27 protein-coding genes and 1 pseudogene are annotated in these 26,318 nt (G+C 71.0%); 17 read left to right on the forward strand and 11 right to left on the reverse strand.

Annotated features, from left to right (window positions below; all coding sequences use genetic code 11):
* The 3 genes from tpiA to ACWGKU_RS23870 all read left to right on the forward strand — a co-directional run bounded on the left by tpiA (position 1) and on the right by ACWGKU_RS23870 (position 1,603).
* On the forward strand, positions 1-786 hold the full coding sequence (gene tpiA / locus ACWGKU_RS23860) for a triose-phosphate isomerase (RefSeq protein WP_452178278.1): 786 nt from the start codon (positions 1-3) through the stop codon (positions 784-786).
* Between the two features lie 87 nt (positions 787-873).
* Positions 874-1,110: a preprotein translocase subunit SecG gene (secG, locus tag ACWGKU_RS23865; protein WP_359817184.1), complete on the forward strand. Its 237-nt coding sequence runs from the start codon at positions 874-876 to the stop codon at positions 1,108-1,110.
* Positions 1,111-1,315: 205 nt separating this feature from the next.
* A complete protein-coding gene (locus ACWGKU_RS23870; protein WP_223245297.1) occupies positions 1,316-1,603 on the forward strand; it encodes an RNA polymerase-binding protein RbpA in 288 nt (95 codons plus the stop codon).
* Between the two features lie 90 nt (positions 1,604-1,693).
* On the opposite strand, the gene pgl is transcribed toward ACWGKU_RS23870, so the two are convergent.
* The 5 genes from pgl to tkt form a co-directional block, all read right to left on the reverse strand.
* Positions 1,694-2,482 carry a 6-phosphogluconolactonase gene (gene pgl, locus ACWGKU_RS23875; RefSeq protein ID WP_049649616.1) on the reverse strand — a complete coding sequence of 263 codons (789 nt, stop codon included), beginning with the start codon at positions 2,480-2,482 and terminating at the stop codon, positions 1,694-1,696.
* A complete protein-coding gene (gene opcA / locus ACWGKU_RS23880) occupies positions 2,479-3,579 on the reverse strand; it encodes a glucose-6-phosphate dehydrogenase assembly protein OpcA (RefSeq protein ID WP_380548955.1) in 1,101 nt (366 codons plus the stop codon). Before opcA ends, pgl begins: the two co-directional genes overlap by 4 nt.
* Positions 3,576-5,165 (reverse strand): glucose-6-phosphate dehydrogenase, encoded by a 1,590-nt coding sequence (gene zwf / locus ACWGKU_RS23885; RefSeq protein ID WP_401050009.1) that lies wholly within the window; start codon positions 5,163-5,165, stop codon positions 3,576-3,578. The genes opcA and zwf overlap by 4 nt, the downstream gene beginning before the upstream one ends.
* 61 nt (positions 5,166-5,226) lie before the next feature.
* A complete protein-coding gene (gene tal, locus ACWGKU_RS23890; protein WP_380548953.1) occupies positions 5,227-6,369 on the reverse strand; it encodes a transaldolase in 1,143 nt (380 codons plus the stop codon).
* 89 nt (positions 6,370-6,458) lie between these two features.
* On the reverse strand, positions 6,459-8,558 hold the full coding sequence (tkt, locus tag ACWGKU_RS23895) for a transketolase (protein ID WP_452178277.1): 2,100 nt from the start codon (positions 8,556-8,558) through the stop codon (positions 6,459-6,461).
* Positions 8,559-9,021: 463 nt separating this feature from the next.
* Here tkt and ACWGKU_RS23900 point away from each other — a divergent pair, with 463 nt between their 5' ends.
* Positions 9,022-9,969, forward strand: a complete 948-nt coding sequence (locus ACWGKU_RS23900; RefSeq protein WP_380548947.1) for a heme o synthase — start codon at positions 9,022-9,024, stop codon at positions 9,967-9,969.
* A gap of 79 nt (positions 9,970-10,048) precedes the next feature.
* On the opposite strand, the gene ACWGKU_RS23905 is transcribed toward ACWGKU_RS23900, so the two are convergent.
* The gene (locus ACWGKU_RS23905) at positions 10,049-10,690 is read right to left on the reverse strand and encodes a DUF2461 domain-containing protein (RefSeq protein ID WP_452178276.1); all 642 of its coding nucleotides are present in this window, start codon (positions 10,688-10,690) and stop codon (positions 10,049-10,051) included.
* Between the two features lie 72 nt (positions 10,691-10,762).
* Between ACWGKU_RS23905 and ACWGKU_RS23910 the strand changes: the two genes are divergently transcribed.
* On the forward strand, positions 10,763-11,095 hold the full coding sequence (locus tag ACWGKU_RS23910; RefSeq protein ID WP_359912949.1) for a hypothetical protein: 333 nt from the start codon (positions 10,763-10,765) through the stop codon (positions 11,093-11,095).
* 70 nt (positions 11,096-11,165) lie between these two features.
* Here the strand turns inward: ACWGKU_RS23910 and ACWGKU_RS23915 are convergent, their stop codons facing one another.
* Complete coding sequence (locus ACWGKU_RS23915; protein WP_401053742.1) at positions 11,166-12,137, reverse strand: COX15/CtaA family protein; 972 nt, start codon at positions 12,135-12,137, stop codon at positions 11,166-11,168.
* A 246-nt stretch (positions 12,138-12,383) separates the two neighbouring features.
* On the opposite strand from ACWGKU_RS23915, the gene ACWGKU_RS23920 reads away from it, so the two are divergent.
* The gene (locus tag ACWGKU_RS23920) at positions 12,384-13,694 is read left to right on the forward strand and encodes a choice-of-anchor A family protein (RefSeq protein ID WP_452178275.1); all 1,311 of its coding nucleotides are present in this window, start codon (positions 12,384-12,386) and stop codon (positions 13,692-13,694) included.
* Between the two features lie 373 nt (positions 13,695-14,067).
* Complete coding sequence (locus tag ACWGKU_RS23925) at positions 14,068-14,751, forward strand: LAETG motif-containing sortase-dependent surface protein (protein ID WP_452178274.1); 684 nt, start codon at positions 14,068-14,070, stop codon at positions 14,749-14,751.
* A gap of 74 nt (positions 14,752-14,825) precedes the next feature.
* Here ACWGKU_RS23925 and ACWGKU_RS23930 read toward each other — a convergent pair whose 3' ends face one another.
* Both ACWGKU_RS23930 and ACWGKU_RS23935 read right to left on the reverse strand, forming a co-directional pair.
* Positions 14,826-15,602 (reverse strand): ABC transporter permease, encoded by a 777-nt coding sequence (locus ACWGKU_RS23930; protein WP_380353698.1) that lies wholly within the window; start codon positions 15,600-15,602, stop codon positions 14,826-14,828.
* Positions 15,603-15,622: 20 nt separating this feature from the next.
* Positions 15,623-16,549: an ABC transporter ATP-binding protein gene (locus tag ACWGKU_RS23935; RefSeq protein WP_380548933.1), complete on the reverse strand. Its 927-nt coding sequence runs from the start codon at positions 16,547-16,549 to the stop codon at positions 15,623-15,625.
* Between the two features lie 163 nt (positions 16,550-16,712).
* Here ACWGKU_RS23935 and ACWGKU_RS23940 point away from each other — a divergent pair, with 163 nt between their 5' ends.
* Genes ACWGKU_RS23940 through ACWGKU_RS23975 form a run of 8 tightly spaced genes read left to right on the forward strand, consistent with a single transcriptional unit; the run spans position 16,713 to position 23,510 of the window.
* A complete protein-coding gene (locus ACWGKU_RS23940; RefSeq protein WP_401046430.1) occupies positions 16,713-17,555 on the forward strand; it encodes a helix-turn-helix transcriptional regulator in 843 nt (280 codons plus the stop codon).
* A gap of 9 nt (positions 17,556-17,564) precedes the next feature.
* Positions 17,565-18,980 (forward strand): Fe-S cluster assembly protein SufB, encoded by a 1,416-nt coding sequence (gene sufB / locus ACWGKU_RS23945; protein ID WP_359905296.1) that lies wholly within the window; start codon positions 17,565-17,567, stop codon positions 18,978-18,980.
* A gap of 57 nt (positions 18,981-19,037) precedes the next feature.
* Positions 19,038-20,267 carry a Fe-S cluster assembly protein SufD gene (gene sufD, locus ACWGKU_RS23950; RefSeq protein ID WP_380548927.1) on the forward strand — a complete coding sequence of 410 codons (1,230 nt, stop codon included), beginning with the start codon at positions 19,038-19,040 and terminating at the stop codon, positions 20,265-20,267.
* A gap of 5 nt (positions 20,268-20,272) precedes the next feature.
* Positions 20,273-20,590 (forward strand): bifunctional 3-phenylpropionate/cinnamic acid dioxygenase ferredoxin subunit, encoded by a 318-nt coding sequence (locus ACWGKU_RS23955; protein WP_359905302.1) that lies wholly within the window; start codon positions 20,273-20,275, stop codon positions 20,588-20,590.
* A 6-nt stretch (positions 20,591-20,596) separates the two neighbouring features.
* Positions 20,597-21,361, forward strand: coding sequence for a Fe-S cluster assembly ATPase SufC (sufC, locus tag ACWGKU_RS23960; protein WP_359905304.1), 765 nt, complete (start codon positions 20,597-20,599; stop codon positions 21,359-21,361).
* Positions 21,358-22,617 carry a cysteine desulfurase gene (locus ACWGKU_RS23965; protein WP_359905307.1) on the forward strand — a complete coding sequence of 420 codons (1,260 nt, stop codon included), beginning with the start codon at positions 21,358-21,360 and terminating at the stop codon, positions 22,615-22,617. Before sufC ends, ACWGKU_RS23965 begins: the two co-directional genes overlap by 4 nt.
* Positions 22,618-22,636: 19 nt before the next feature.
* Entirely contained in the window at positions 22,637-23,089 is a 453-nt protein-coding gene (gene sufU, locus ACWGKU_RS23970; RefSeq protein ID WP_359905310.1) for a Fe-S cluster assembly sulfur transfer protein SufU, read from the forward strand.
* A 22-nt stretch (positions 23,090-23,111) separates the two neighbouring features.
* Positions 23,112-23,510, forward strand: a complete 399-nt coding sequence (locus ACWGKU_RS23975) for a metal-sulfur cluster assembly factor (RefSeq protein WP_452178273.1) — start codon at positions 23,112-23,114, stop codon at positions 23,508-23,510.
* A 464-nt stretch (positions 23,511-23,974) separates the two neighbouring features.
* Here ACWGKU_RS23975 and ACWGKU_RS23980 read toward each other — a convergent pair whose 3' ends face one another.
* The gene (locus ACWGKU_RS23980; RefSeq protein ID WP_452178272.1) at positions 23,975-24,406 is read right to left on the reverse strand and encodes an NUDIX hydrolase; all 432 of its coding nucleotides are present in this window, start codon (positions 24,404-24,406) and stop codon (positions 23,975-23,977) included.
* Between the two features lie 393 nt (positions 24,407-24,799).
* Between ACWGKU_RS23980 and ACWGKU_RS23985 the strand changes: the two genes are divergently transcribed.
* Together ACWGKU_RS23985 and ACWGKU_RS23990 are read left to right on the forward strand one after the other, a co-directional pair.
* Complete coding sequence (locus tag ACWGKU_RS23985; RefSeq protein ID WP_452178271.1) at positions 24,800-25,147, forward strand: hypothetical protein; 348 nt, start codon at positions 24,800-24,802, stop codon at positions 25,145-25,147.
* 27 nt (positions 25,148-25,174) lie between these two features.
* The gene (locus ACWGKU_RS23990) at positions 25,175-25,648 is read left to right on the forward strand and encodes an NUDIX domain-containing protein (protein ID WP_401046408.1); all 474 of its coding nucleotides are present in this window, start codon (positions 25,175-25,177) and stop codon (positions 25,646-25,648) included.
* A 58-nt stretch (positions 25,649-25,706) separates the two neighbouring features.
* On the opposite strand, the pseudogene ACWGKU_RS23995 reads toward ACWGKU_RS23990, so the two are convergent.
* Positions 25,707-26,200: pseudogene (locus tag ACWGKU_RS23995) on the reverse strand (transposase); the annotation flags it as partial.
* Between the last annotated feature and the right edge of the window lie 118 nt (positions 26,201-26,318).

Here is a 26,318-nt window from a genome sequence, read left to right on the forward strand (position 1 = left end):
ATGACCGACCGTCTCCCGCTGATGGCGGGCAACTGGAAGATGAACCTCAACCACCTTGAGGCCATCCAGCACACCCAGAAGCTGGCCTTCGCGCTGGCCGACAAGGACTACGAGGCCGTCGAGGTCGCCGTCCTGGTGCCGTTCACCGACCTGCGCTCGGTGCAGACCCTGGTCTTCGGCGACAAGCTGAAGATCAAGTACGGCTCGCAGGACATCTCGCAGCACGACGGCGGGGCCTACACCGGCGAGGTCTCCGGCCCGATGCTGGCCAAGCTCCAGTGCACCTACGCGGTGATCGGCCACTCCGAGCGCCGCCAGTACCACGGCGAGAACGAGGAGATCGTCAACGCCAAGGTGAAGGCCGCCTACCGGGCCGGGGTCACCCCGATCCTGTGCGTCGGCGAGCCGCTGGAGATCCGCAAGGCCGGCACCCACGTCGAGTACACCCTGGCCCAGCTGGACGGCGGCCTGGCCGACGTCCCGGCCCACCAGGCCGAGTCGATCGTGGTCGCCTACGAGCCGGTCTGGGCGATCGGCACCGGCGAGGTGGCCACCCCGGAGGACGCGCAGGAGGTCTGCGCCGCCATCCGCAAGCGGATCGCCGAGCTGTACGACGCCGGGCTGGCCGGCAAGGTCCGGGTGCTGTACGGCGGTTCGGTGAAGTCGTCGAGCGCGGCCGGTCTGATGGCCAAGCCCGACATCGACGGCGGCCTGGTCGGCGGTGCCTCGCTGGACGCCGACGAGTTCGTCAAGATCGTGCGCTACCGTGAGCAGGCAGTAGGCTAACGCCGCCGCAGCAACGTAGGCTTTGGGGCCGGACCGCCGTACGCGGCCCGGCCCCTTCGCCGAAGATACGAGAGAGTTGGTCCCGTCGTGGTTCTCGGGTTCTCGATTGCCCTGATCATCTTCAGTCTTCTGATGATCCTGCTGGTGCTGCTGCACAAGGGGAAGGGCGGCGGCCTGTCGGACATGTTCGGCGGTGGCGCGATGTCCACCGGCGGCGGTTCGGCGGTGGCCGAGCGCAACCTGGACCGCATCACCATCGTGGTCGGCGTGGGATGGTTCGCGTCCATCATCGTCCTCGGCCTGCTGATGAAGACCTCGGTCTGACGTATCCCTGACGCCCCGTCGCCCGAGCGCCTATCCTGGGACGGTCGGGTGCGGAGGCGATGGTGGCGGATGCTTAACACCTGCTTACACTAGGACGACTTTCGCCACCGACGCGCACCGCGGCGGGTCGGCGCACCAGTACGCAGGGAGTCAGACCGTGGCAAGTGGCAATGCCATCCGTGGCAGCAGGGTCGGGGCCGGCCCGATGGGCGAGGCGGAGCGCGGCGAGTCCGCCCCGCGCAACCGGATCTCCTTCTGGTGCGCGAACAAGCACGAGACCCGTCCCAGCTTCGCCGCCGAAGCGGCGATCCCGGAGACCTGGGACTGCCCGCGCTGCGGCTTCCCCGCGGGGCAGGACCAGCACAACCCGCCGGCGCCCTCGCGCAACGAGCCCTACAAGACCCACCTCGCCTACGTCCGTGAGCGGCGCACCGACGCCGACGGCGAGGCGATCCTGGCCGAGGCGCTGGCGAAGCTCCGCGGCGAGATCTGAGTCCGGCGCAACGGTCCGAACGCAACGGCAAACAGCACGAAGGGCGCCACCGTCGAGTGACGGTGGCGCCCTTCGGCGTCGCCGGGCCGGCTACGCGGAGGCCGGTGGGTAGAGCTGCGGCGGGATCCGCTCCGCGGCGGCGCGGTCCAGCAGCCACAGGGTGCGGCTGCGGCCGTACGCCCCGGAGGCGGGCGCCTGGAGCTCGCCCGGGCCGGACAGCGCCAGCGCGACCGCGCCCGCCTTGTCCTCCCCGGCGGCCAGCAGCCAGACCTCGCGGGCGGTGCGGATCGCCGGGAGGGTGAGCGAGACCCGGGTCGGCGGGGGCTTGGGGGCCCCGCGCACGCCGACCACGGTCAGCTCGGTCTCCCGCACGCCCGGGTGCTCGGGGAAGAGCGATGCGACGTGGGTGTCCGGGCCGACGCCGAGCAGCAGCACGTCGAAGGCCGGGACGCCGAGCCGGTCGCCCGGGCCGGCCGCCTTCGCCAGCTCCTCGGCGTAGCGGGCGGCGGCGGCCTCCACGTCCGAGCCGTCCACCCCGTCCGAGGCGGGCATCTCGTGCACCCGCGCCGGGTCGAGCGGGACGGCGTCCAGCAGTTCGGCGCGGGCCTGGACGGCGTTGCGCTCCGGGTCGGCGGCGGGCAGGAAGCGCTCGTCGCCCCACCAGAGGTCCAGCCGGCCCCAGTCGACCGCGTCGCGCGCCGGGGAGGCGGCGATCGCGGCCAGCAGGGCGTTGCCGTTGCGGCCGCCGGTGAGCACCACCGAGGCGCTGCCGCGGGCGGCCTGGGCGTCCACGATCCGGGTGATCAGACGGGCCGCGGCCGCCTGGGCCATCAGCTCCTTGTCCCGGTGGACGACGAGCTGGGGGGTCGCGTTGGTCATGCGTCGTCCTTGGCGGCGCGCTTGCCGGCGGCCTTCCGGGCGGGCTTCCGGTCCGCCGTCCCGGCGGTCACCCGGTCCGGGTTGGCCACGGCGGCCTCGGCGGCCTCCTCGACGGCGTCCTCGGCGACCTCCCGGGCGACCCTCTCCGCCGCCGCGGTCTCGGCGTTGGCCGGCTCGTGCAGCTGGTCGACGGGCGTGCGCACGGCCGTCGCGTAGATGTCGTCCGGGTCCAGGCGGCGCAGCTCCTCGGCGATCAGCTCCGAGGTCTCGCGCCGCTTGAGCGCCACCTGGCGGTCCGGCGAGCCGGGCATGGAGAGCGTGCCCAGCAGGCCGTCCGGGCGGTCCAGGGTGATGTCCCCGTCCTTGGTGCGCAGGTGCACCGCGGTGATGCCGGGGCCGTTGGTGACGACCCGCTCGACCGGCACGTGCAGCCGGTTGGTCAGCCAGAGGCCGAGCAGCTCGACGCTGGGGTTGTAGGACTCGCCCTCGACCACCGCGGAGACGATCGTGGACGGCCGCTGGTCCAGCGCGGCGGCCAGCATCGAGCGCCAGCCGGTGACCCGGGTCCAGGCCAGGTCGGTGTCGCCCGGGGTGTAGCTCTGCGCGCGCTGGGCGAGCTGGCCGACCGGGGACTCGGCGGTGACGGCGTCGGTGATCCGGCGCTGGGCGATCGAGCCCAGCGGGTCCTGCGCCGGGTGCAGCGGCGCGTTGTCCGGCCACCAGACGACGGTCGGGGCGTCCGGCAGCAGCAGCGGCAGGACCACCGACTGGGCGTGCGCGGCGAGTTCGCCGTGCATCCGCAGGACGACCGTCTCGCCGGAGCCGGCGTCCGAGCCGACCAGGATCTCGGCGTCCAGCCGGGTCTCGGCGCGGGCCCGGGGCGAGCGCCCGGCGCGCTTGATCACCGCGAGGGTGCGCATCGGGTGCTCGCGGGAGGCGTCGTTGGCGGCCTTGAGGGCGTCGTAGGCGCTGCCCTCGTCGGTCACGATCACCAGGGTGAGCACCATGCCGGCGGCGCCGGAACCGCGGGCCCGGCGCGCCTCCATCAGCGCGGCGTTGATCTTGCTGGACGTCGTGTTGGTGAGGTCGATCTTCATGGCCGGCGCCAGCTCCTGCCGTCTCGTGCGAGCATCTCGTCCGCCTCGACCGGGCCCCAGGTCCCCGCCGCGTACTGGGCGGGCTTGCCGTGGGTGTCCCAGTACTTCTCGATCGGGTCGAGGATCTGCCAGGAGAGCTCGACCTCCTGGTGGCGCGGGAACAGGTTGGCGTCGCCGAGCAGCACGTCGAGGATGAGCCGCTCGTACGCCTCCGGGCTGGACTCGGTGAAGGACTCGCCGTAGGCGAAGTCCATCGTCACGTCCCGGACCTCGAAGGAGGTGCCCGGCACCTTGGAGCCGAACCGCACGGTGACGCCCTCGTCCGGCTGGACCCGGATGACCAGGGCGTTCTGCCCCAGCTCCTCGGTCGCGTAGGAGTCGAACGGCAGGTACGGGGCGCGCTGGAAGACGACCGCGATCTCGGTGACCCGGCGGCCCAGGCGCTTGCCGGTCCGCAGGTAGAACGGGACGCCCGCCCAGCGGCGGTTGTTGATCTCCAGCTTGATGGCCGCGTAGGTGTCGGTCTTGGAGTCCGGGTCGATCCCGTCCTCGTCCAGGTAGCCGACGACCTCCTCGCCGCCCTGCCAGCCGGACGCGTACTGGCCGCGCACGGTGTGCCGGCCGAGGTCGGCCGGGAGCTTGACGGCGCTGAGCACCTTGAGCTTCTCGGCCACCAGCGCCTTGGGGTGGAAGGACGCCGGCTCCTCGATGGCGGTGAGCGCCATCAGCTGGAGCAGGTGGTTCTGGATCACGTCACGGGCGGAGCCGATGCCGTCGTAGTAGCCGGCCCGGCCGCCGATGCCGATGTCCTCGGCCATGGTGATCTGCACGTGGTCGACGTACGACCGGTTCCAGATCGGCTCGAACATCTGGTTGGCGAAGCGCAGCGCCAGGATGTTCTGGACCGTCTCCTTGCCCAGGTAGTGGTCGATCCGGAAGACCTCGTCCCGGGGGAAGACCTCGTGGACGACCTTGTTGAGCTCCTGCGCGCTCTCCAGGTCGTGGCCGAAGGGCTTCTCGATGACCGCGCGGCGCCACGAGGTCCTGCCGGTCCCCTCCTGCCCGCTGGCGGGCGAGGAGGGCGGGTCGGCCAGGCCGTGCTTCTTGAGCTGCTGGACGACGGTGGGGAAGAACTTCGGCGGGACGGACAGGTAGAAGGCGAAGTTGCCGCCGGTGCCCTGGGCCTTGTCCAGCTCCTCGATGGTCTCGCGCAGCTTGTCGAAGGCGTCGTCGTCGTCGAAGGTCCCGTGGACGAAGCGCATGCCCTTGGCGAGCTGCTGCCAGACCTCCTCCCGGAACGGGGTGCGGGCGTGGTCCCGGACGGCGTCGTGGACCTCCTTGGCGAAGTCCTCGTCGTCCCACTCGCGGCGGGCGAAGCCGACGAGGGAGAAGCCCGGCGGCAGCAGACCGCGGTTGGCCAGGTCGTAGATGGCCGGCATCAGCTTCTTGCGGGACAGGTCGCCGGTGACCCCGAAGATGACCAGACCGGACGGCCCCGCGATGCGCGGGAGCCGTCGGTCGGAGGGGTCACGAAGCGGGTTGACGGGGGTGGGCGGGAGATCGTCCGCGTCCGATTCCGGTGTCAACTCGGGGAAATCAGTGCTCACTTGATGGGCTCCGCTTTCGTGCGCTGGCTGTGAGCAGGGGTCACTTCTCGTCGGCGAAGGAAGCGAGCGAGGCGGTGACGGTGTCGAGCAGCTCGTTCCAGGACTGCTCGAACTTCTCGACGCCCTCGTCCTCCAGCAGCTGGACGACGTCGTCGTAGTCCACGCCGGCCGCGGCGATCGCGTCCAGCACGGCCTTGGCGTCGGCGTAGTTGGGGGCGATGGTGTTGCCGGTGACCACGCCGTGGTCGGCGGTGGCGTCCAGGGTGGCCTCGGGCATCGTGTTGACGGTGCCGGGGGCGACCAGCTCGGTGACGTACAGGGTGTCCGGCAGGGCCGGGTCCTTGACGCCGGTCGAGGCCCACAGCGGGCGCTGCGGCTTGGCGCCGGCGGCCTCCAGGGCGCTCCAGCGGGCGCTGCCGGCGGTCTTGCCGTCGACGCTGCCGAAGACCTCCTCGTACGCCTGGTAGGCGAGGCGGGCGTTGGCCAGCGCGGCCTTGGAGCGCAGGTTCCTGGCCTCGCCGCCGATCTTGTCCAGGCGCTTGTCGATCTCGGTGTCCACGCGGGAGACGAAGAAGGAGGCGACCGACTCGATCTGGGAGAGGTCCAGGCCCTTGGCCTTGGCGGCCTCCAGGCCGGTCAGGTAGGCGTCGATGACGGCCTTGTAGCGCTCCAGCGAGAAGATCAGCGTGACGTTGACGCTGATGCCCCTGCCGATGACCTCGGCGATCGCGGGCAGGCCGGCCTTGGTGGCGGGGATCTTGATGAAGACGTTCGGGCGGTCGACCAGCCACCACAGCTGCTTGGCCTCGGCCACGGTGGTGGCGGTCTCGTGCGCCAGGCGCGGGTCGACCTCGATGGAGACCCGGCCGTCGCGGCCGTTGGAGGCGTCGTAGACCGGGCGCAGCACGTCGGCCGCGTCGCGCACGTCCGAGGTGGTGATCATGCGGATCGCCTCGTCGGTGGTGACCTTGCGGACGGCGAGGTCGCGCAGCTGGCCGTCGTAGGAGTCGTCCCCGGAGCCGGCGATGGCCTTCTGGAAGATGGTCGGGTTGGTGGTCACGCCCACCACGTGCTTGTTCTGCACCAGTTCGGCCAGGTTGCCGGAGTTCAGCCGCTTGCGGCTGAGGTCGTCCAGCCAGATCGCAACGCCTTCGTCGCTGAGGCGCTTCAGTGCGTCAGTCATGGTGCTTCAGTCCCTTTGTTCTTCTGCTTCGTGGGGTGGTCGAAGGGCCGGGGCGCCGATGTGCGGTCGGCGGCCCCGGCCGGGTGCCGCTAGCGGTTGACGGCCTCGAGGGAGCGCAGGGCGTTGTGGGCCTCGGCCACCACGCGCTCGCTGGTGATGCCGAACTCCTCGAAGAGCACCTTGTAGTCGGCGGAGGCGCCGAAGTGCTCCAGCGAGACGATCCGGCCGTGGTCGCCGACCAGCTCGCGCCAGCCCTGGGCGATGCCGGCCTCGACCGAGACGCGGGCCTTGACCGACGGCGGCAGCACGCTGTCGCGGTAGGCCTGGTCCTGCTCCTGGAACCACTCGAAGGACGGGACCGAGACCACGCGGGTGGCGATGCCCTCGGCCTCCAGCACCTCGCGGGCCCGGACGGCCAGCTGGACCTCGGAGCCGGTGCCCAGCAGGATCACCTGCGGGTCGCCGGTGGAGGCCTCGGCCAGCACGTAGGCGCCCTTGGCGGTGCCCTCGGCGGAGGCGAAGACCTCGCGGTCGAAGGTCGGGACGTTCTGGCGGGTCAGCGCGAGGCCGACCGGGCCGGGGTGGCTGGTCTGGCGCTCGATGAGGGTGCGCCAGGCGACGGCCGTCTCGTTGGCGTCGGCCGGGCGGACCATGGCCAGGCCCGGGATGGCGCGCAGCGAGGCCATGTGCTCGACCGGCTGGTGGGTCGGGCCGTCCTCGCCGAGGCCGATCGAGTCGTGCGTCCAGACGTAGGTGACCGGCAGCTTCATCAGCGCGGCCAGACGGACGGCCGGGCGCATGTAGTCGGCGAAGACCAGGAAGGTGCCGCCGTACACGCGGGTCCTGCCGTGCAGGGCGATGCCGTTCATGGTCGAGCCCATGGCGTGCTCGCGGATGCCGAAGTGGATCGTCCGGCCGTACGGGCTCGCCGACTTCAGCGGGTTGCCCTCGGGGAGGAAGGAGCTGTCCTCGTCGATGGTGGTGAGGTTGGACTCCGCGAGGTCGGCCGAGCCGCCCCACAGCTCCGGGATCACCGCGCCGAGCGCCTTGAGGGTCTCGCCGGAGGCCTTGCGGGTGGCGACGTCCTTGCCGGCCGGGAAGGAGGGGACGGCCTTCTTCCAGCCCTCGGGCAGCTCGCCGGCCTGGATGCGGTCGAACTCGGCGGCCCGGTGCGCGTCGGCGGCGCGCCAGGCGTCGAAGCCCTGCTGCCACTGGTCGCGGGCGGCCTTGCCGCGCTTGATGACCAGCCGGGCGTGCTCGATGACCTGGTCGCTGACCTCGAAGGTCTTCTCCGGGTCGAAGCCCAGGACCTTCTTGGTGGCGGCGATCTCGGCGGCGCCGAGCGCGGAGCCGTGCGCCTTGGCGGTGTTCTGGGCGTCCGGGGCCGGCCAGGCGATGATCGTGCGCATCGCGATCAGCGACGGGCGGGAGGTCTCGGCCTTGGCGGCGGCCAGCGCACCGGCGAGGGCCTCGACGTCGATGTCGCCGTTGGCCTTCGGGGTGACGCGCTGCACGTGCCAGCCGTACGCCTCGTAGCGCTTGAGGACGTCCTCGGAGAAGGCCGTCTCGGTGTCGCCCTCGATCGAGATGTGGTTGTCGTCGTACAGCGCGACCAGGTTGCCCAGCTTCTGGTGGCCGGCCAGCGAGGAGGCCTCGGCGGAGATGCCCTCCTCCAGGTCGCCGTCGGAGACGATGGCCCAGACGGTGTGGTCGAAGGGGGACTCCCCGGCCGCCGTCTCCGGGTCGAACAGGCCGCGCTCGTAGCGGGCGGCCATCGCCATGCCGACCGCGTTGGCGATGCCCTGGCCGAGCGGGCCGGTGGTGGTCTCCACGCCGGCGGTGTGGCCGTGCTCGGGGTGGCCCGGGGTGCGGCTGCCGGCCACGCGGAAGGCCTTGAGGTCGTCCAGCTCCAGGCCGTAGCCCGAGAAGTACAGCTGGGTGTAGAGCGTCAGGCTGGTGTGCCCGGGGGAGAGGACGAAGCGGTCGCGCCCGACCCAGGACGGGTCCGTCGGGTCGTGGCGCAGGAATCGCTGGAAGATCAGGTACGCGGCCGGGGCCAGCGACATGGCCGTCCCGGGATGTCCGTTGCCGACCTTCTGGACAGCGTCCATGGCCAGGACCCGCGCGGTGTCAACCGTGCGCTCGTCCAGATCGGTCCACTCGAATGCGTTCGTCGGCGCAGTGCTCACCCTGTCTCAGGGCTCCTTCCATTGTGAAGAGTGACCCCGTGAATGGGGACCGGGTCGGCCACGGCGCTGTGGTCCCGACGCTGGGTGGTGCCGGTCACGGAGGGTAGATCCCGCTTCTGCGTGCGAGCCTACCGTCCGGGTCGGGGCTCACCCTCCGTGCTGGGACAACCGGCAATTCCCCCTGCAGATTCCCACCGGGAACGCCGGGAGGGATTTGTCCCAGACTCTCCCGAATCGCGGCTCCGCGCCGCTCCGGTGGTCAGGACGGGCTAGCGGACCTCCCCGGAGGCCTCCGGGGGCGTCGCCCGGGCGGTTCACCCGGGGGTGTGCGTTCCGCCTCGCCGGGGGACCCCGGAGCCGGATGCGATATATGGAACGTCTATGGTGTCGTGGTACGCGCAGAGCGGACGATTCGGGACCCTTCGTTCCTGTGGACGCCTGCGAGGATTCATCTTCAGTTGGGGTGTTAGTGACCGCCGTCGAAACCCGTCCCGCCGGGGTCACCGGGGCGACTCCTGCGCACCGGCCGTTCGGGGCCCGTGTCGGCGCGTTCGTCGCACTGACCAAGCCGCGGATCATCGAGCTGCTGCTGATGAGCACCGTGCCGGTGATGTTCCTGGCTCAACAGGGCGTGCCGAACATGCTGCTGGTGCTGAAGGTCGTCATCGGCGGCTACCTCTCGGCCGGCGGCGCCAACGCCCTCAACATGTACATCGACCGGGACATCGACGCGATCATGTCGCGCACCGAGCGGCGGCCGATCGTCACCGGGATGGTGTCGCCGCGCGAGGCGCTGGTGTTCGGCGTCGTGCTCGCGGTCGTCTCGACCCTGCTGCTGGGCTTCGGGGTCAACTGGCTGTCGGCCGGGCTGGCGCTGGGCGCGCTGCTGTTCTACGTGTTCGTCTACACGCTGGGGCTCAAGCGGCGCACCTCGCAGAACATCGTCTGGGGCGGCATCGCCGGCTGCATGCCGGTGCTGGTCGGCTGGTCCTCGGTGACCAACTCGATGTCCTGGGCCGCGGTGGTGCTGTTCCTGGTGGTGTTCTTCTGGACGCCGCCGCACACCTGGGTGCTGTCGATGAAGGTCCGCGACGACTATGCGCGGGCCGGCGTGCCGATGCTGCCGGTGATCAAGGGCAACGTGGCGGTCGGCAAGCAGGTCGTCATCTACTCCTGGGTGATGGTGGCGGTCTCGCTGGCGCTCTGGCCGCTGGGACACATGAGCTGGCTGTACCCGGTCGCCGCGGTGCTGCTGGGCGCGGCCTGGCTGCGCGAGGCGCACGCGCTGTACGGGCGGGCCAAGGCCGGGATCGTGGGCGCGAAGCTCAAGGAGATGCGGCTGTTCCACTGGTCGATCACCTACCTGTCGCTGCTGATGGTGGTCTGCGCGATCGACCCGTTCGTCAAGTAGGGATCCGTTCGTGACGTAGGGATTCGTCGGGAGAGCCCCGGTCCGGTGGACCGGGGCTCTCCCGCGTTCCGGGAGGGTGTCAGCGTCCGGGGAGTTCGGACGGGCCGACGTGGCCGTCCAGCCAGTCCCGCAGCGGCTGGGAGGCGCGCAGGAAGCCGGTGATCCGGGTGTGGGCGGCGCGGGTCTCCAGCCACCCGGCCGGCTCCCACTCCTGCCAGGCCACCAGGCCCTTGTGGCGCAGCAGCCCGATCCTGGGGTGGTCCTTGGGGTAGCCCCGCGGGGCCGACTTGAGGGAGTCCCGGCCGACCACCCGCGGGCCGGCCCGCTCCACCGAGGCGATCACCCGTTCCAGCTCGGCGCCGCCGAGGTCCTCGGCGACGGCGGCCCGGTAGCGCTCCAGCTGGTCCGGGGCGAGCCGGTACAGGCCGTTGCCGCAGGCCAGGCCGTCGGCGGAGAGCTGGATGTAGCCGCCGCCCTCCAGATGGGCGCCGATGTGGGTCTTGTACGGGGACTTGTCGGCGCTGAACCGGATGTCGCGGTTGGGGCGGAACACCTTCCCCGGCCCGAACTCGGGCTCCAGGTCGGCGAGCAGCTGCTCCATCGGGGTCCGTACGGCGTCCTCGTACCGCGCCTTGTGGGCCTGCCAGAAGGTCTTGGAGTTGTCGGCTTCCAGGTGCTCGTAGAAGTCGAGCGCCTCGGCCGGCCAGCCGGAGAAGGTCACTCCTCCAGTATGTGGCCCGGTGCACAGGGTGCTCCCGTCGCCAGCGGCGCTACCGGTGGGTAGCATGCGGGCATGAGCAGCGTTGAGACCGCCACCGCGCCGGACGCCCGTACCGAGCGCCGTGCCAAGCGCATCGCCAAGCACCTGACCAGCTTCGCCCGGCAGCACGGGGGCAGCGCCGACGCGGTCGTCGAGTACGTCGGCTCCGTGGCCACCCGGATCGTCGTGGTGGGCGCGGACGGCGCCTGGGGCGACCAGGTGGCCCCCAGCTACGCCGTCGGCCGCCGGGCCGCGGAGCTGGCCGGGCTGACCCTGCACGAGGACTTCGAGGGCGAGCTGGGCCTCAAGGTGAAGACCGGCGCGTACGAGTGGAAGCGGATGGCCGGCATCCAGCTCGGCGGCTGAACCCGGCCCGGACACGGCGACGGCCCGGCTCCTCCGTGCGGAGGGGCCGGGCCGTCGGTGCTGACGGGGGTCAGACCGAGGCGGTCTGCGGGGCCTGGGCGGGCAGCTGATCGGCGGTCGCCGCGTCCGCGCGGGTGCGCAGGGCGAGCGGGACGCGCAGCGCGGCGATCCAGGTGAGGGCGGCGAGCAGCATGTGCAGGCCGACCATGAGCTCGGGCGCGTCCGTGAAGTACTGGACGAAGCCGAGCACGCCCTGCAGCAGCAGGACGGCGAGCAGCTCCTTGGCCCGGGCGCGGGCGGGCTGCGGGGCCTTGACGGCGGCGAAGACGAAGATCACCGCGATGGCCAGGCCGACCGAGACGAACGCGAAGTCGGCGTGGAACTGGGCGAGGCGGTCGTAGTCGATCGGGATGCGCGGGACGATCTTGTTGTCCTTGGGCGTGCCGGGGTGGTGCCCGGCGCCGGTCACCAGGGTGCCGGCCGCGACGAGCAGGCCGATCACGGTGACCAGGACGTACGAGAGCTGGTGGATCGGCCGGGCCACCGAGAGGCGGGGCGGGCCGTCGCCCTCCTTGGACCGCTCCCACATCAGCAGCGCGACCCAGACCAGGGCCATCGCGGCGATCATGTGCAGCGCCACGGTGTACGGGTTGAGGCCGGTCAGCACGGTGATGCCGCCGAGTACGGCGTTGCTCATCACCAGCCAGAACTGCGCCCAGCCGAGCCGGGTCATGCTGTGCCGCCAGGGCCGGTGGCAGCGGGCGGCCAGGATGGCCCAGCCGACGGCGGCGCTCAGCACGTAGGTGAGCATCCGGTTGGTGAACTCGACGACGCCGTGGAAGCCCATCTCGGCGGTGGGCGTCAGGCTCTCGTCGGTGCATCGGGGCCAGGTCGTACAGCCGAGGCCGGAGGCGGTGAGCCGGACGGCGCCGCCGGTGACGACGATCACCACGCTCATCACCAGCGCGGCGAACGTGGCGCGGCGGACCATCTCGGCGGATGGCTGCCAGCGCTCGGCGAGCAGGGAGAAGGGGTTAGGCACGGGGTCAATCGTAGGCGGCCTTACAGGCGGTCTTGGGGCGGGGCACGGCTGCGCGCGGCCGTGGGCGGCGGAGTCCGGGGCCGGCGACACGCCGGGAGGGGACACGCGGACAAAGGGGGTGAATCCCTCAAGATGCGCATTGGTCTTGACCAATTGTGGTTCGGGTGGAGAGAGTGCGCCTCTGGTCCATACCTTTTTTTCGGACCTCTCTCCCACCTCCTCCCGCACGTAAGCGGAGACCTGCACATGCGCATATCCACTTCCGCCGCCGCGCTCGCCGTCGGTGGCTCTCTCGCACTGGCCGGCCTGATCGCGCCAGCCGCCCAGGCCGTCGGCGCCGACCAGGAGTGCCGCGGTCTCGGGGTCGCCAACCTCTACGGCGAATTCATCGAGGGCGACGACACCCACACCCCCGACGCCGAGGGCGCGGTCGCGGTCGGCGGCAACGCCGACTTCACCGGCGGCTTCTCGGTCGGCCAGGAGCTCACCGCGGCCCAGGTCGACGCCCTGCCCGGCAAGAACGCCCTGGTCGTGGCGGGCCGGATCACCGGCCACAACACCCAGGTGATGAAGGGCAACGGCGTCTTCGGCTCCAAGGCCGACGGCGCCACCGTCCAGGCCCACCAGGGGGCCGTCGCCCAGGGCTCCTCGCCGATCGACTTCAAGGCCGAGTTCGCCAAGCTGCGCGCCGCCGCGACCTCGCTGGCCGCCGTGCCGCAGACCGCCGGCGCCACCGTCCAGGCCGAGGGCGCCAAGCTGACGTTCACCGGCGGGGACGCGAAGTACAACAGCTTCACCGTCGACGCGGCCCGGCTGCAGGGCGCCAAGGACGTTTTCCTCAAGGTGCCGGCCGGCTCGGTGACGGTGGTCAACGTGACCGGCGGCTCGTACGACATGGCGGCGGCCGGGACCACCGGCTTCCATCTGTGGGACGAGGGCCGGAAGGCCTTCGTGCTGGACGACAAGCTGCAGAGTGCCGCGGGCGGGGCGATCCGCTCCAAGCTGCTCTGGAACTTCCCGACCGCCACCAAGGTGGTCAAGAACAGCCAGGCCGCCTGGGCCGGGACCGTGCTCGCGCCGAACGCCGCCTTCGACCTCGGCAGCGGCGGTCCGGTCAACGGCTCGGTGATCGCCGCCTCGCTGACCGGCAAGGGCGGTGCGGAGACGCACCACTACCCCTTCACCGGCTGCCTGCCGGGCACCGTGCCGACGCCGTCCGGCACGCCGACGGTGCCGCCGACCGTACCGAGCGGCTCGCCGTCGGCCACGCCGAGCGCCTCGACCTCCCCGAGCGCTTCGGCGAGCCCCTCGGGCAGCCCGTCCGCCCCGGCGACCGCCACGCCCGGCGCCGGCGGTTCGCCCAGCGCGTCGGCTGGTGGCGCGACCACCGCCCCGTCGATCTCGGGCAGCCCGTCCGCGCAGCCGGACGCGGGCGGCAACCTGGCGCACACCGGCTCCGGCCCGGTGCTGCCGCTGGCGATCGGCGGTGCGGTCGTGCTCGCGGCCGGCGGTGCGATCGTGGTGGCCGCCCGGCGCAAGGCGGCCAGGAAGGCCTGAGCCGGTCGAGCCCGCCCCGGCGGCGGCCCCCGGCCGCGGAGGGGCGGAATCGACGGAAAGGCCGGAATGGCCCGCTGTTCGTCGGCTGACCGAATCGGAGCCCTCGGTGATTGAACCCGATCACTGAGGGCTCCGTTCTGTCTTGAAGGTGACGAAGTCCATTCAGGTTTGTCGAATCCGCGTTCCGCGAGGTGACGGCTGTGATGGGCTGGTCATGCACATCGGAAGACGGACGGACAGTCGATATCCGGTCGTACGGCGGGGTGTGGCGGGGTGCGGGAGTGCCGGTAGAGTCCCCCGGACAGTCGTAGCGGGCCACCGCGAACCACTCAACACGCCTGCTGCACAAGACCGTTCGGAGGGGAACAAAGTAATGGCACGACAGCAGCGGCACTTCGCGATCGGTGCGACGGCGCTTGCCGGAACGGCTGCGGCCGGTTTTCTCCTGCCCCTGGCGCTGGCCACCAATGCCTCGGCGCACGTGCCGAGTTGGACGGTGACCTGCGACAAGATCGTGATCGATCTGATCAACTACAGCGGCAACGAGACCGTGAAGAACACCGTCAGCCTCACCATCGACGGCGAGAAGGTCCTGGATGGCAAGACCTTCCCGAAGGAGTACCACGGCACCTTCCCGGTGAAGGATCACAACGCCCCGATCAAGGCGAACCTGGTGGTCACCACCACGGAGAACCCGAACGAGAAGGGCTGGAACATCAACGAGACCAAGACCATCGAGCCGTGCCACACGCCGACTCCCACCCCCACGCCCACCCCCACCAAGACGCCGACCCCGACGCCGACGCCGACCGCGACCCCGACCCCGACCCCCACGCCGTCGACCACGCCCCCGGCCACGCCGACCCCGTCGGCCACGCCCACCCCGAGCAAGACCCCGACGCCGACCCCGACGCCCACCACCAGCGCGCCGGCGCTCGCCCAGACCGGTAGCAGCGACTCGACCCCGATCATCGCGGCGGCCGGCGGCGGCGTGCTGCTGGTCGGCGGCGCGCTCGTCCTGCTCGCCCGCAAGCGCCGCGGCGGCAGCGAGAGCTGACACCCCGGCCCGATGACCACGACGCCCCCCGGCCCAAGGCGGCCGGGGGGCGTCGTGCGTCGGTACCCGCCGACCTACTCCCAGCGGAAGAAGCGGGCGGCCGCGGCCAGGCCGAGCACCGACCAGCCGGCCAGGATGCCGAGGTCGGCCCACGGCACCCCGGCACCGTTCTGGAGCACCGACCGCAGGCCGTCCGAGAGCGCCGAGATCGGCAGCAGCTCCAGCACCGACCGCACGGCCTCGGGGAACCTGGTCAGCGGCACGATCACCCCGCCGCCGAGCAGCAGCAGGACGAACACCAGGTTGGCGCCGGCCAGGGTGGCCTCGGCCTTCAGGGTGCCGGCCATCAGCAGGCCGAGCCCGGAGAACGCGGCGGTGCCGAGGACCAGCAGCGCGGCGACGGTCAACGGGTCGCCGTGCGGGGACCAGCCGAGGGCCAGCGCGATCACCGACAGCAGCGCCACCTGCAGCGCCTCCGTCACCAGGACGCAGCCGGTCTTGGCGGTCAGCAGCGCCCAGCGCGGCAGCGGGCTGGCGCCGAGCCGCTTCAGGACGCCGTAGCGGCGCTCGAACCCGGTGGCGATGGCCTGGCCGGTGAAGGCGGTGGACATCACGGCCAGCGCCAGCAGGCCGGGCGCCAGGAAGTCGACCCGCTTGCCGGGGCCCTCGACCGCGACGACGTCCACGGCGGAGAACAGCACCAGCAGCACGGTCGGGATGACCACGGTGAGCAGCAGCTGCTCGCCGTTGCGCAGCAGCATCCGGGTCTCGAACGCGGTCTGGGCGAGCAGCATCCGGCCGACGGGCGCGGGGCCCGGCGCGGGGGAGTAGTCGGTCGTGGCGGCGGTCATGGTTCCCTCACTCCGTTCGCTCACGAGCGCAGCTCCCGTCCGGTCAGGTCGAGGAAGACGTCCTCCAGGCTGCGGCGCTGGACGGACAGCCGTTCGGGCAGGACGCCGGAGGCCGCGCACCAGCCGGTGACGGTGGCCACCAGCTTCGGGTCGACGGGCGCCTCGACGCGGTAGCTGCCGGGGGCGGTCTCGGTGGCCGCGGCGCCCTCGGGCAGCTCCTTGAGCAGCGGGCCGAGGTCGAGGCCGGGCGGGCCGTCGAAGCGCAGGGAGTCCTCGGCGCCGCCGCGGCACAGCTCCTCGGTGGTGCCGTCGGCGATCACCCGGCCGCGGTCCACGACGGCGACCCGGTCGGCGAGCTGCTCGGCCTCGTCCATGTGGTGGGTGGTGACGACCACGGTGACGCCGTCCCGGCGCAGGTCGCGCACCAGCTCCCAGGTGGCCCGCCGGGCCTGCGGGTCGAGGCCCGCGGTGGGCTCGTCCAGGAAGACCAGCTCGGGGCGGCCGACCACGGCCATCGCCAGGGCGAGCCGCTGCTGCTGGCCGCCGGACAGCCGCCGGTAGGCGGTGCGGCCGCAGGAGCCGAGGCCGAGGCGCTCGACCAGGGCGTCCACGTCCAGCGGGTGGGCGTGCAGCTTGGCGGTGTGCCGCAGCATCTCGACGGCGCGCGCGCCCGCGTACACGCCGCCGGACTGCAGCATGACGCCGATCCGGGGCCGCAGCGCGGCGCTCTGGGCGACCGGGTCGAGGCCGAGGACCCGGACGGTGCCGGCGTCGGGGCGGCGGTAGCCCTCGCAGGTCTCGATGGTGGTGGTCTTGCCGGCGCCGTTGGGGCCGAGGACGGCGGTGATCGCGCCGGCCGGGATGGTGAGGTCGAGGCCGTCCACCGCGAGCTTGTCGCCGTAGCGTTTGACCAGCCCGGCGATCTGGACCGCGGGTTCGGAGTGCATACCGGCGAGTGTAAGAGGGCCTGACGCGCGGGCCGGACGGCGGCTCGGTGATCGTTTTCGCAGGTCAGGTAAGGCTAACCTGCGTGACAGATGACACCGGTGAGGCCTGGATCACGGGTTGTCCCGACGGAAGGAATTACGCAACACTGGTGTTGTGAAAAACATGCGCGAGCACGCCCAGCAGCAGGAGGCCGAGACGGCCTCCTCCTGCGACGTGCCCGTGACGGCGGCCGAGGTGCTGCTGGAGGGCCACCGGGCCACCCGGGACCGGGTCGCCCGGTCGATCCTGGACCACGGCCCCTCCTCCGCCGCCGACCTGGCGAACCGGCTCGGCCTCACCGCCGCCGCCGTCCGCCGCCACCTCGACGGGCTGGTCGCCACCCGTCTGGTCGAGTCCCGCGAACAGCGGGTCTACGGAAGCCGCGGCCGGGGCCGTCCGGCCAAGGTCTTCGCCCTCACCGACGCCGGCCGGGACGCCTTCTACCAGGCGTACGACCAGCTCGCCGCCGACGCGCTGCGCTGGATCGCGGACTCGGTGGGCGGCGGCAAGGCGGGGGAGGAGGCGGTCGCCGCCTTCGCCCGCGCCCGGTTCGGCCAGCAGGCCGAGAAGTACCTGGAGGCCCTGCGCCTGGCCGCCGCCGGGGAACGCACCGAGGCGCTGGCCCAGGCGCTGAGCGCGGACGGGTACGCTGCCACGGTGCGGCGTGTCCCGTCGGCCGCGGCCAAGGCCCCGGCGGGCGCCCAGCTCTGCCAGCACCACTGCCCGGTCGCGCACATCGCCGAGCAGTTCCCGCAGCTCTGCGAGGCGGAGACCGAGGTCTTCTCCCGGCTCCTGGGCACCCATGTGCAACGGCTGGCCACGATCGCCCACGGCGACGGGGTCTGCACCACCTATGTGCCGGCACCCGGTGCCGCATCGTCGCCCGCCCAGCCCCCGGCGGGACGCGGCTCCGATGCAGTGCCGACTGCCGGTACGTCCACCGAAGATTCAGCGTCCGCGCGTTAGGAAGCTCGCATGACTGACACCGTTTCGCACCCCGAGCTCGAAGGCCTCGGCAATTACGAGTACGGCTGGGCCGACCCGGACACCGCCGGTGCCGCGGCCAAGCGCGGGCTCAGCGAGGAGGTCGTCCGCGACATCTCGGCGAAGAAGAACGAGTCCGAGTGGATGCTGAACCTGCGGCTCAAGGGCCTGAAGCTGTTCGGCAAGAAGCCCATGCCGACCTGGGGCTCCGACCTCTCCGGCATCGACTTCGACAACATCAAGTACTTCGTCCGCTCCACCGAGAAGCAGGCCGAGTCCTGGGAGGACCTGCCCGCGGACATCAAGGCCACCTACGACAAGCTCGGCATCCCGGAGGCGGAGAAGCAGCGCCTGGTCGCCGGTGTCGCCGCCCAGTACGAGTCCGAGGTCGTCTACCACCAGATCCGTGAGGACCTGGAGGAGCAGGGCGTCATCTTCCTGGACACCGACACCGCGCTGCGCGAGCACCCGGAGATCTTCAAGGAGTACTTCGGCACCGTGATCCCGGTCGGCGACAACAAGTTCGCCGCGCTGAACACGGCCGTGTGGTCCGGCGGCTCGTTCATCTACGTGCCGAAGGGCGTGCACGTGGACATCCCGCTCCAGGCCTACTTCCGGATCAACACCGAGAACATGGGCCAGTTCGAGCGGACGCTGATCATCGTCGACGAGGACGCCTACGTCCACTACGTCGAGGGCTGCACCGCCCCGATCTACTCCTCCGACTCGCTGCACTCGGCGGTCGTGGAGATCATCGTCAAGAAGGGCGGCCGCTGCCGCTACACGACCATCCAGAACTGGTCGAACAACGTCTACAACCTGGTCACCAAGCGCGCCGTGGCGTACGAGGGCGCGACCATGGAGTGGGTCGACGGCAACATCGGCTCCAAGGTCACCATGAAGTACCCGGCCGTCTACCTGATGGGCGAGCACGCCAAGGGCGAGACCCTGTCGATCGCCTTCGCGGGCGAGGGCCAGCACCAGGACGCCGGCGCCAAGATGGTGCACATGGCGCCGAACACCTCCTCCAACATCGTCTCCAAGTCGGTGGCGCGCGGCGGCGGCCGGACCTCCTACCGCGGCCTGATCGAGATCGGCGAGGGCTCCAAGGGCGCCAAGTCCAACGTGCTGTGCGACGCGCTGCTGGTGGACACCATCTCCCGCTCGGACACCTACCCGTACGTGGACGTCCGCGAGGACGACGTGTCCATGGGCCACGAGGCGACCGTCTCCAAGGTCAGCGAGGACCAGCTCTTCTACCTGATGAGCCGCGGCCTGACCGAGTTCGAGGCGATGGCGATGATCGTCCGCGGCTTCGTCGAGCCGATCGCGCGCGAGCTGCCGATGGAGTACGCGCTGGAGCTCAACAGGCTGATCGAGCTGCAGATGGAGGGCGCGGTCGGCTGACCCCAGGCCGCCGCCGCCGTCCACTCATTTCCGAGGAAGAGAGCACTACGAACAGCCATGGCTGAGCAGAACACCACCGGCTCCACCACCGCCGGGTCGATCGAGGTCGGCACCGCCGGCGCGGGCGCGCAGCTCGCCGGCCCCGGCACCGGCCGCACCGCGGTCCAGCAGCCGATCGACGCGCGCGTCGCGGTCAAGCCGTCCTTCGACGTGAACGACTTCCCGGTGCCCACCGGCCGCGAGGAGGACTGGCGGTTCACTCCGCTGCACCGCCTCGGCGGGCTGCACGACGGCACCGCCGCCTCCGCCCCGCGCGGTGAGGACAAGGTCGAGTTCACGCTGCCGGACGGCGTCACCGCCGAGACCGTCGGCCGGGACGACGCCCGCCTGGGCAAGGCCGGCAAGCCGGTCGACCGGGTCGCCGCGCAGGCGTTCAGCGCCTTCGAGCAGGCACTGGTGGTCACCGTCCCCAAGGAGTCGGTGCTGGCCGAGCCGGTCAGGATCGACGTGCGCGGCGAGGGCGGCGTCCGCTTCGCCCACGTGGTGATCGACGTCAAGCCGTTCGCCGAGGCCGTCGTGGTGCTGAACCACGAGGGCACCGGCACCCGGGCCGCCAACGTCGAGCTGCTGGTCGGCGAGGGCGCCAAGCTCACCTTCGTCTCCGTGCAGGACTGGGAGCGCGACGCCGTCCACGCCGCCCAGCACAACGCGCTGATCGGCCGGGACGCCTCCTTCAAGTCCGTGGTCGTCACCTTCGGCGGCGACCTGGTCCGCCTGCACCCGCGGGTCGCCTACGCGGGCCCCGGCGGCGAGGCCGAGCTGTTCGGCCTCTACTTCGCCGACGCCGGCCAGCACCTGGAGCACCGCCTGGTGATCGACCACGACACGCCGCACTGCCGGTCGAACGTGGCGTACAAGGGCGCGCTCCAGGGCCAGGACGCGCACGCGGTCTGGGTCGGCGACGTGCTGATCCGCGCCGCCGCGGTCGGCACCGACACCTACGAACTCAACCGGAACCTGGTGCTCACCGACGGCGCCCGGGTCGACTCGATCCCGAACCTGGAGATCGAGACCGGCGAGATCGTCGGCGCCGGCCACGCCTCGGCGACCGGCCGCTTCGACGACGAGCAGCTGTTCTACCTGCAGGCCCGCGGCATCCCGGCCGACGAGGCGCGCCGCCTGGTCGTGCGCGGCTTCTTCGCCGAGCTGCTCCAGCAGATCGGCGTGGCCGAGGTCCAGGACCAGCTCATGGAGAAGATCGACGCCGAGCTGGAATCGGCGGTCTGAACGCGATGACCTTCCTCCGTGCCTGCGCGCTGAGCGACCTCCAGGAGGACGTTCCCAAGCGCGTGGACCTCAACGGCGTGCCGGTCTCCGTCGTCCGCACCGACGAGGGGGTGTTCGCGGTCAACGACACCTGCTCGCACGCGAACGTCTCGCTCTCCGAGGGCGAGGTCGAGGACTGCATGATCGAGTGCTGGCTGCACGGCTCCAGCTTCGACCTGCGCACCGGCAAGCCGTCCGGCCTGCCCGCCACCAAGCCGGTCGCTGTCTACCCCGTAAAGATCGAAGGGGACGATGTGCTCGTCTCCGTCAACCAGGAGTCCTGAGTACACATGGCAACCCTTGAAATCCGCGACCTGCACGTCTCCGTGGACGCCGAGAACGGCCCGCGCGAGATCCTGAAGGGCGTGGACCTGACCGTGAAGCAGGGAGAGACCCACGCCATCATGGGTCCGAACGGCTCCGGCAAGTCCACCCTCGCCTACTCGCTGGCCGGCCACCCCAAGTACACCGTCACCGGCGGCTCGGTGCTGCTGGACGGCGAGGACGTCCTGGAGATGTCCGTCGACGAGCGCGCCAAGGCCGGCGTCTTCCTGGCCATGCAGTACCCGGTCGAGGTCCCCGGAGTCTCGGTCAGCAACTTCCTGCGCACCGCCGCCACCGCCGTCCGCGGCGAGGCCCCCAAGCTGCGGCTGTGGGTGAAGGAGGTCAAGGAGGCGATGGCCGCCCTCCAGATGGACCCGGCCTTCGCCGAGCGCAACGTCAACGAGGGCTTCTCCGGCGGTGAGAAGAAGCGCCACGAGATCCTCCAGCTGGAGCTGCTCAAGCCGAAGATCGCGATCCTCGACGAGACCGACTCCGGCCTGGACGTCGACGCGCTGCGGGTCGTCTCCGAGGGCATCAACCGGGTCCGCTCGACCGGTGAGGTCGGCACCCTGCTGGTGACCCACTACACCCGCATCCTGCGGTACATCAAGCCCGACCACGTCCACGTCTTCGCGGGCGGCCGCATCGTCGAGTCCGGCGGCGCCGAGCTGGCCGACAAGCTGGAGGAAGAGGGCTACGAGTCGTATGTGAAGGGGGGCGCGTCCGAGTGACCCATCCGTTTGCGGGACTGCTCGACACCGACGCGATCCGCAAGGACTTCCCGGTCCTCCAGCGGGTGCTGCACGACGACAAGCCGCTGGTCTACCTGGACAACGCGGCCACCTCGCAGAAGCCGCGTCAGGTGCTGGACGCCCTGAACGCCTACTACGAGCGGCACAACGCCAACGTCCACCGCGGCGTGCACGTGCTCGCCGAGGAGGCCACGGCGCTGTACGAGGGCGCCCGGGACAAGGTCGCGGCCTTCGTCAACGCGCCGAGCCGCAACGAGGTGATCTTCACCAAGAACGCCTCGGAGTCGCTCAACCTCGTCGCCAACATGCTGGCCTGGGCCGACGAGCCCTACCGGGTGGACGCCGACTCCGAGATCGTCATCACGGAGATGGAGCACCACTCCAACATCGTCCCGTGGCAGCTGCTGTCGCAGCGCAGCGGCGCGAAGCTCAAGTGGTTCGGGCTGACCGACGAGGGCCGGCTCGACCTGTCGAACATCGACGAGCTGATCACCGAGAAGACCAAGGTGGTCTCCTTCACCCTGGTCTCCAACCTGCTCGGCACGATCAACCCGGTCGAGACGATCGTCCGCAAGGCCCAGTCGGTCGGCGCGCTGGTCGTCATCGACGCCTCGCAGGCCGCGCCGCACATGGTGCTGGACGTGCAGGCGCTGGAGGCCGACTTCGTCGCCTTCACCGGCCACAAGATGCTGGCCCCGACCGGCATCGGCGTGCTCTGGGGCCGCCAGGAGCTGCTGGAGGACCTCCCGCCGTTCCTCGGCGGCGGCGAGATGATCGAGACCGTCACCATGGGCTCGTCCACCTACGCCCCGGCGCCCCACAAGTTCGAGGCCGGCACCCCGCCGATCGCCCAGGCGGTCGGGCTCGGCGCGGCCATCGACTACCTCCAGGGCATCGGCATGGAGAAGATCGCGGCGCACGAGCACGCGATCACCGAGTACGCCGTCGAGCGGCTGCTGGAGGTCCCGGACCTGCGGATCATCGGGCCGCGCACGGCCGTGGACCGCGGTGCCGCGATCTCCTTCACCCTCGGCGACATCCACCCGCACGACGTGGGCCAGGTGCTGGACGAGCAGGGCATCGCCGTGCGCGTCGGCCACCACTGCGCGCGGCCGGTGTGCCTGCGGTACGGAATTCCGGCGACCACGCGGGCGTCGTTCTATCTGTACTCGACGCCGGGCGAGGTCGACGCGCTGATCGACGGCCTGCACCACGTCCGGAACTTCTTCGGCTGAGGGACGGGGCAGGACGACCATGAAGCTCGACTCGATGTACCAGGACATCATCCTGGACCACTACCGCAACCCGCACGGCAAGGGGCTGCGGGACGGTGACGCCGAGGTGCACCACGTCAACCCGACGTGCGGCGACGAGATCACCCTGCGGGTGAAGCTCGACGGCGCCACCGTCACCGACGTCTCGTACGAGTCGCAGGGCTGTTCGATCAGCCAGGCGAGCGCCTCGGTGCTCAACGACCTGGTGGTCGGCAAGACCGTGGGCGAGGCGCAGGCGGTCCAGGAAGCCTTCCTGGAGCTGATGCAGAGCAAGGGTCAGGGCGAGGGCGACGAGGAGGTGCTGGAGGACGCGGTCGCGTTCGCCGGCGTCTCCAAGTACCCGGCCCGGGTCAAGTGCGCCCTGCTCAGCTGGATGGCCTGGAAGGACGCCACCGCCCAGGCGCTCGCCCACAACCCCGCCGTGAACGACTGACCCCGCAGAGGAGGACAAGACCATGAGTGACGAGAGCACCACCACCACCGGCACCGAGGCCCCCGCTGCGGAGCAGCAGACCGGCACCGTCATCGTCGGCACCACCGCCGGCACCGTCTCGGTCGAGGACCTGACCGAGGCCCTGATGGACGTCGTCGACCCCGAACTGGGCATCGACGTCGTCAACCTGGGCCTGATCTACGGCATCCACATCGACGAGTCCGACGTGGCCACCATCGACATGACGCTCACCTCGGCGGCCTGCCCGCTGACCGACGTCATCGAGGACCAGGCCAAGACGGCCACCGACGGCCTGGTGCAGGACCTGCGCATCAACTGGGTCTGGATGCCGCCGTGGGGCCCCGACAAGATCACCGACGACGGCCGCGACCAGCTCCGCGCCCTCGGCTTCAACGTCTGAGGCCCGCCGTACGGAACGCCGCTGCCCGGGACTCCGGGCGGCGGCGTCTCCGCGTCTCCGCTTCGCCCGCCGCCGGGTGAACACCCGCGCGTGATCTGCTTCGTCGAGCAGGTTCACCGCCGTTCCCCACCATCCACCCCCCACCCGCCTGCCGGCGGGTGCCCGCCCCGGGCTTGGCCGCGTGTCGTCCGGCCGGGCGGCACGCGGCGCTGATGGGGTAGGGCGACGACGTACCCGCCGGAGCCCCTGCGGATCGGTGGGACGACGTGGCTCAGGCGGCGGCGTATGCGGGACGACGACGATGGACGCGCATCGGGAGTGTCAGCTCATGTTGCCGGACCCCGGGGTGTTGGCGCGCTGCCGGGGTCACCTGGTTTCGGTTGGGTTACTGAACGTGCCATGACACTTGACGCTGCGTGAGTTTTTGTGGCATCCAGTGCGCTGATGCGACTACCGGGTTGCGGTTACCCGGCGGCGAGGAGGTCCCCGCGTTCGACGGCCTCGTGGAGGACCGTGGCGAACTCGCTGGGCAGGAGGTTGACCGCGTCGAGGGCCTCGCTGGTGAGAGGGATCTCCTCCAAGAGGTACTCGCCTCGGCCTTCCTGGCTGAACTCGGGCCCGGTGCGGTCCTCGAAGCTCCACTTCTCGATGGTGGCGAGGTAGAAGTCCTGGCGCTCGCCGTCGGTTTCGACGGTGTGGAGGAGACTGACGATCTCGGCCTCACCGGCGATCTCCTCGCGGACCTCGCGCAGCAGGGCGTCCTCGGGGCTGGCGTCAGTGGGCTCGATCTTGCCGCCGACGATCACCCAGTACGGGTCGGTGCCGGGTCGGATGCGCTTGATCATCAGCGTGGTGTCGTTCGGGGTGAGGAGGACGGCGCGGACGCGGTGCTGCATGGTGGCCTGCTTCCTGTTCGGTGGCGTGGGGCGGTGAGCGAAGGAGCCTGCCCCACATGCAACGACTGGCCGATGGTGAAGGACGCGCTGCACAGGGTCGCGCGCCGAGTTCACCGGCGAACAGCAGACCTTCGGGGATGTTGATGGCTGTCCCTACTGCATGCACACCCCAGGTGAGTGCGTCGCTGTGGTAAGGGCGCTTGAAGCTGTGGAGCGGCGAAGGAAAGCCCAATCGGAGCAGGCCCGCCCGGACACTTGCGCCGAACTGTAGCTGTCCCTCGCGCTTTCGGTCATGACACCTGGCGGCCGAGCACAGCTGAGATCGCCCGCTCGTGGACGACACCGGTCCGGACGAGGCGGGCGGCGCAGCGCCTCGGCCACGACGCCAACCACATGTGGACGGCCTTCGGGCCCACCAACGTGGCCATCCACCGGATCTCGACCGCCATGGAGCTCGGCGACGTCCAGATCGCCCTCGACCAAGGTCCGCGCGTGGACTCCTCGACCCTGCCGCTCGAACGCCGAGTACGGCACGCACTCGAGATCGCCCGCGCCCACAGCGCGCAGAGCCGCATGGACGAGGCCCTCGCCCTCGTACTGGACGCCGAGGAGCTGGCCCCCGAGCAAGTCCGCTACTACTTCATCCCCCGACACCTGGTGACCAGCTGGGTCCGCCAACAGCGCGGCAAACCCAGCTACTTGCTGGCAGGCGTCGCGCAGCGGCTCCAGATCGTCGCGTGACGCGGCTGGGCGGTTACAGTCGTCGCCATGAGCGACTCCCAGTCCCACGAGGTCGTGGCCCAGCCCCGCACCGCCGCCGGCGTGCTCTTCTTCGACGAGGACGACCGTGTCCTCCTCGTGAAGCCGACCTACAAGCCCGGCTGGGAGATCCCCGGCGGCTACCTGCATGCCGGCGAGGCCCCGAGCGAGGGCGCCGCCCGTGAGGTCAAGGAGGAGCTCGGCATCACCCCGCCGATCGGCCGCCTGCTCGTCGCCGACTGGGCACCCCACCCCGCCGAGGGCGACAAGCTCCTCTTCGTCTTCGACGGCGGCGTCCTCCCCGCCGACGAACTCGACGACATCACCGTCGACCAGGTCGAGATCGGCGAGTACGCCTTCCACGCCACCGACCAGCTCGACGCACTCCTCATCCCGCGCCTCGCCCGCCGCGTCCACGCCGCCTGCGTCGCCAGGACGCAGTCCGCGACCGTCTACCTGGAGCACGGAGCGACTCGCCCGTAGGGGGACGTGTCGGCGATCTCGTGTCAGCGCCGTGGTTGGCGTCGCGCGCCTTCGGGTGGATCTGCTCCTGGACGACCGCGTCGGTGACCTTGCTGATCAGGTCCGGACTGACCTCGGCCCCGTAGATCTGGGCCAGGTGCGAGCGGATGTCCCGAACCGACATGCCGCGCGTGTACAGCGACAGGACGCGGTTGTTGAAGCCTGCCAGCCGCCGGGCGTTCTTCGGCACCACCTACGGTTCGAAGTCGCCGTCGCGGTCTCCGGGCACCGCGACCGTGACCGCCCCGGCATCGGTGAGCACGGTCTTGGGCGATTCGCCGTTGCGGGAGTTGTCTGACCCGCGTCCTGCGGATGGTGCATCTCATGGCCGAGGTGCTGAGTCATCTCGGCTTCCGGGGCCCGTTCCAGCACGGCCCTGGTGATTTCCGTCAGCAGCCCGCCTACGCCCAGCAGGGCCGCCCCCGAGGCGTCGGCGCGGTCCATCAGCCGCTCGACGACCTCGTCGACCAACACATCCTCGGCCGCCGAGGCGACCGGTTCTCTGTCCGCCATGACGTGTCCGTCCCGCCTGGCCAGAGGACCCGAGGCCGAGCCTTCGGCCAGACTGTCCCATCACGGACTTACGCGATCTCGCGGACACGATCGCCGCCGCGGCGGCGGGCGGGGGCGC

The organism is Kitasatospora sp. NPDC054768 (assembly GCF_053612025.1).

Excerpts from the sequence above, each read along its gene's own strand:
- ACWGKU_RS23980 (WP_452178272.1), bottom strand. The coding sequence starts at position 24,406 with ATGCAGCACCGCGTCCGCGCCGTCCTCCTCACCCCGAACGACACCACG.
- sufC (WP_359905304.1), top strand. The coding sequence starts at position 20,597 with ATGGCAACCCTTGAAATCCGCGACCTGCACGTCTCCGTGGACGCCGAG.
- ACWGKU_RS23870 (WP_223245297.1), top strand. The coding sequence starts at position 1,316 with ATGGGCGAGGCGGAGCGCGGCGAGTCCGCCCCGCGCAACCGGATCTCC.
- ACWGKU_RS23925 (WP_452178274.1), top strand. The coding sequence starts at position 14,068 with ATGGCACGACAGCAGCGGCACTTCGCGATCGGTGCGACGGCGCTTGCC.
- pgl (WP_049649616.1), bottom strand. The coding sequence starts at position 2,482 with ATGACCAACGCGACCCCCCAGCTCGTCGTCCACCGGGACAAGGAGCTG.
- ACWGKU_RS23940 (WP_401046430.1), top strand. The coding sequence starts at position 16,713 with ATGCGCGAGCACGCCCAGCAGCAGGAGGCCGAGACGGCCTCCTCCTGC.
- ACWGKU_RS23910 (WP_359912949.1), top strand. The coding sequence starts at position 10,763 with ATGAGCAGCGTTGAGACCGCCACCGCGCCGGACGCCCGTACCGAGCGC.
- ACWGKU_RS23920 (WP_452178275.1), top strand. The coding sequence starts at position 12,384 with ATGCGCATATCCACTTCCGCCGCCGCGCTCGCCGTCGGTGGCTCTCTC.
- ACWGKU_RS23935 (WP_380548933.1), bottom strand. The coding sequence starts at position 16,549 with ATGCACTCCGAACCCGCGGTCCAGATCGCCGGGCTGGTCAAACGCTAC.
- tpiA (WP_452178278.1), top strand. The coding sequence starts at position 1 with ATGACCGACCGTCTCCCGCTGATGGCGGGCAACTGGAAGATGAACCTC.
- tal (WP_380548953.1), bottom strand. The coding sequence starts at position 6,369 with ATGACTGACGCACTGAAGCGCCTCAGCGACGAAGGCGTTGCGATCTGG.
- ACWGKU_RS23975 (WP_452178273.1), top strand. The coding sequence starts at position 23,112 with ATGAGTGACGAGAGCACCACCACCACCGGCACCGAGGCCCCCGCTGCG.
- ACWGKU_RS23930 (WP_380353698.1), bottom strand. The coding sequence starts at position 15,602 with ATGACCGCCGCCACGACCGACTACTCCCCCGCGCCGGGCCCCGCGCCC.
- ACWGKU_RS23990 (WP_401046408.1), top strand. The coding sequence starts at position 25,175 with ATGAGCGACTCCCAGTCCCACGAGGTCGTGGCCCAGCCCCGCACCGCC.
- ACWGKU_RS23955 (WP_359905302.1), top strand. The coding sequence starts at position 20,273 with ATGACCTTCCTCCGTGCCTGCGCGCTGAGCGACCTCCAGGAGGACGTT.
- sufB (WP_359905296.1), top strand. The coding sequence starts at position 17,565 with ATGACTGACACCGTTTCGCACCCCGAGCTCGAAGGCCTCGGCAATTAC.
- opcA (WP_380548955.1), bottom strand. The coding sequence starts at position 3,579 with ATGAAGATCGACCTCACCAACACGACGTCCAGCAAGATCAACGCCGCG.
- sufD (WP_380548927.1), top strand. The coding sequence starts at position 19,038 with ATGGCTGAGCAGAACACCACCGGCTCCACCACCGCCGGGTCGATCGAG.
- ACWGKU_RS23985 (WP_452178271.1), top strand. The coding sequence starts at position 24,800 with ATGTGGACGGCCTTCGGGCCCACCAACGTGGCCATCCACCGGATCTCG.
- sufU (WP_359905310.1), top strand. The coding sequence starts at position 22,637 with ATGAAGCTCGACTCGATGTACCAGGACATCATCCTGGACCACTACCGC.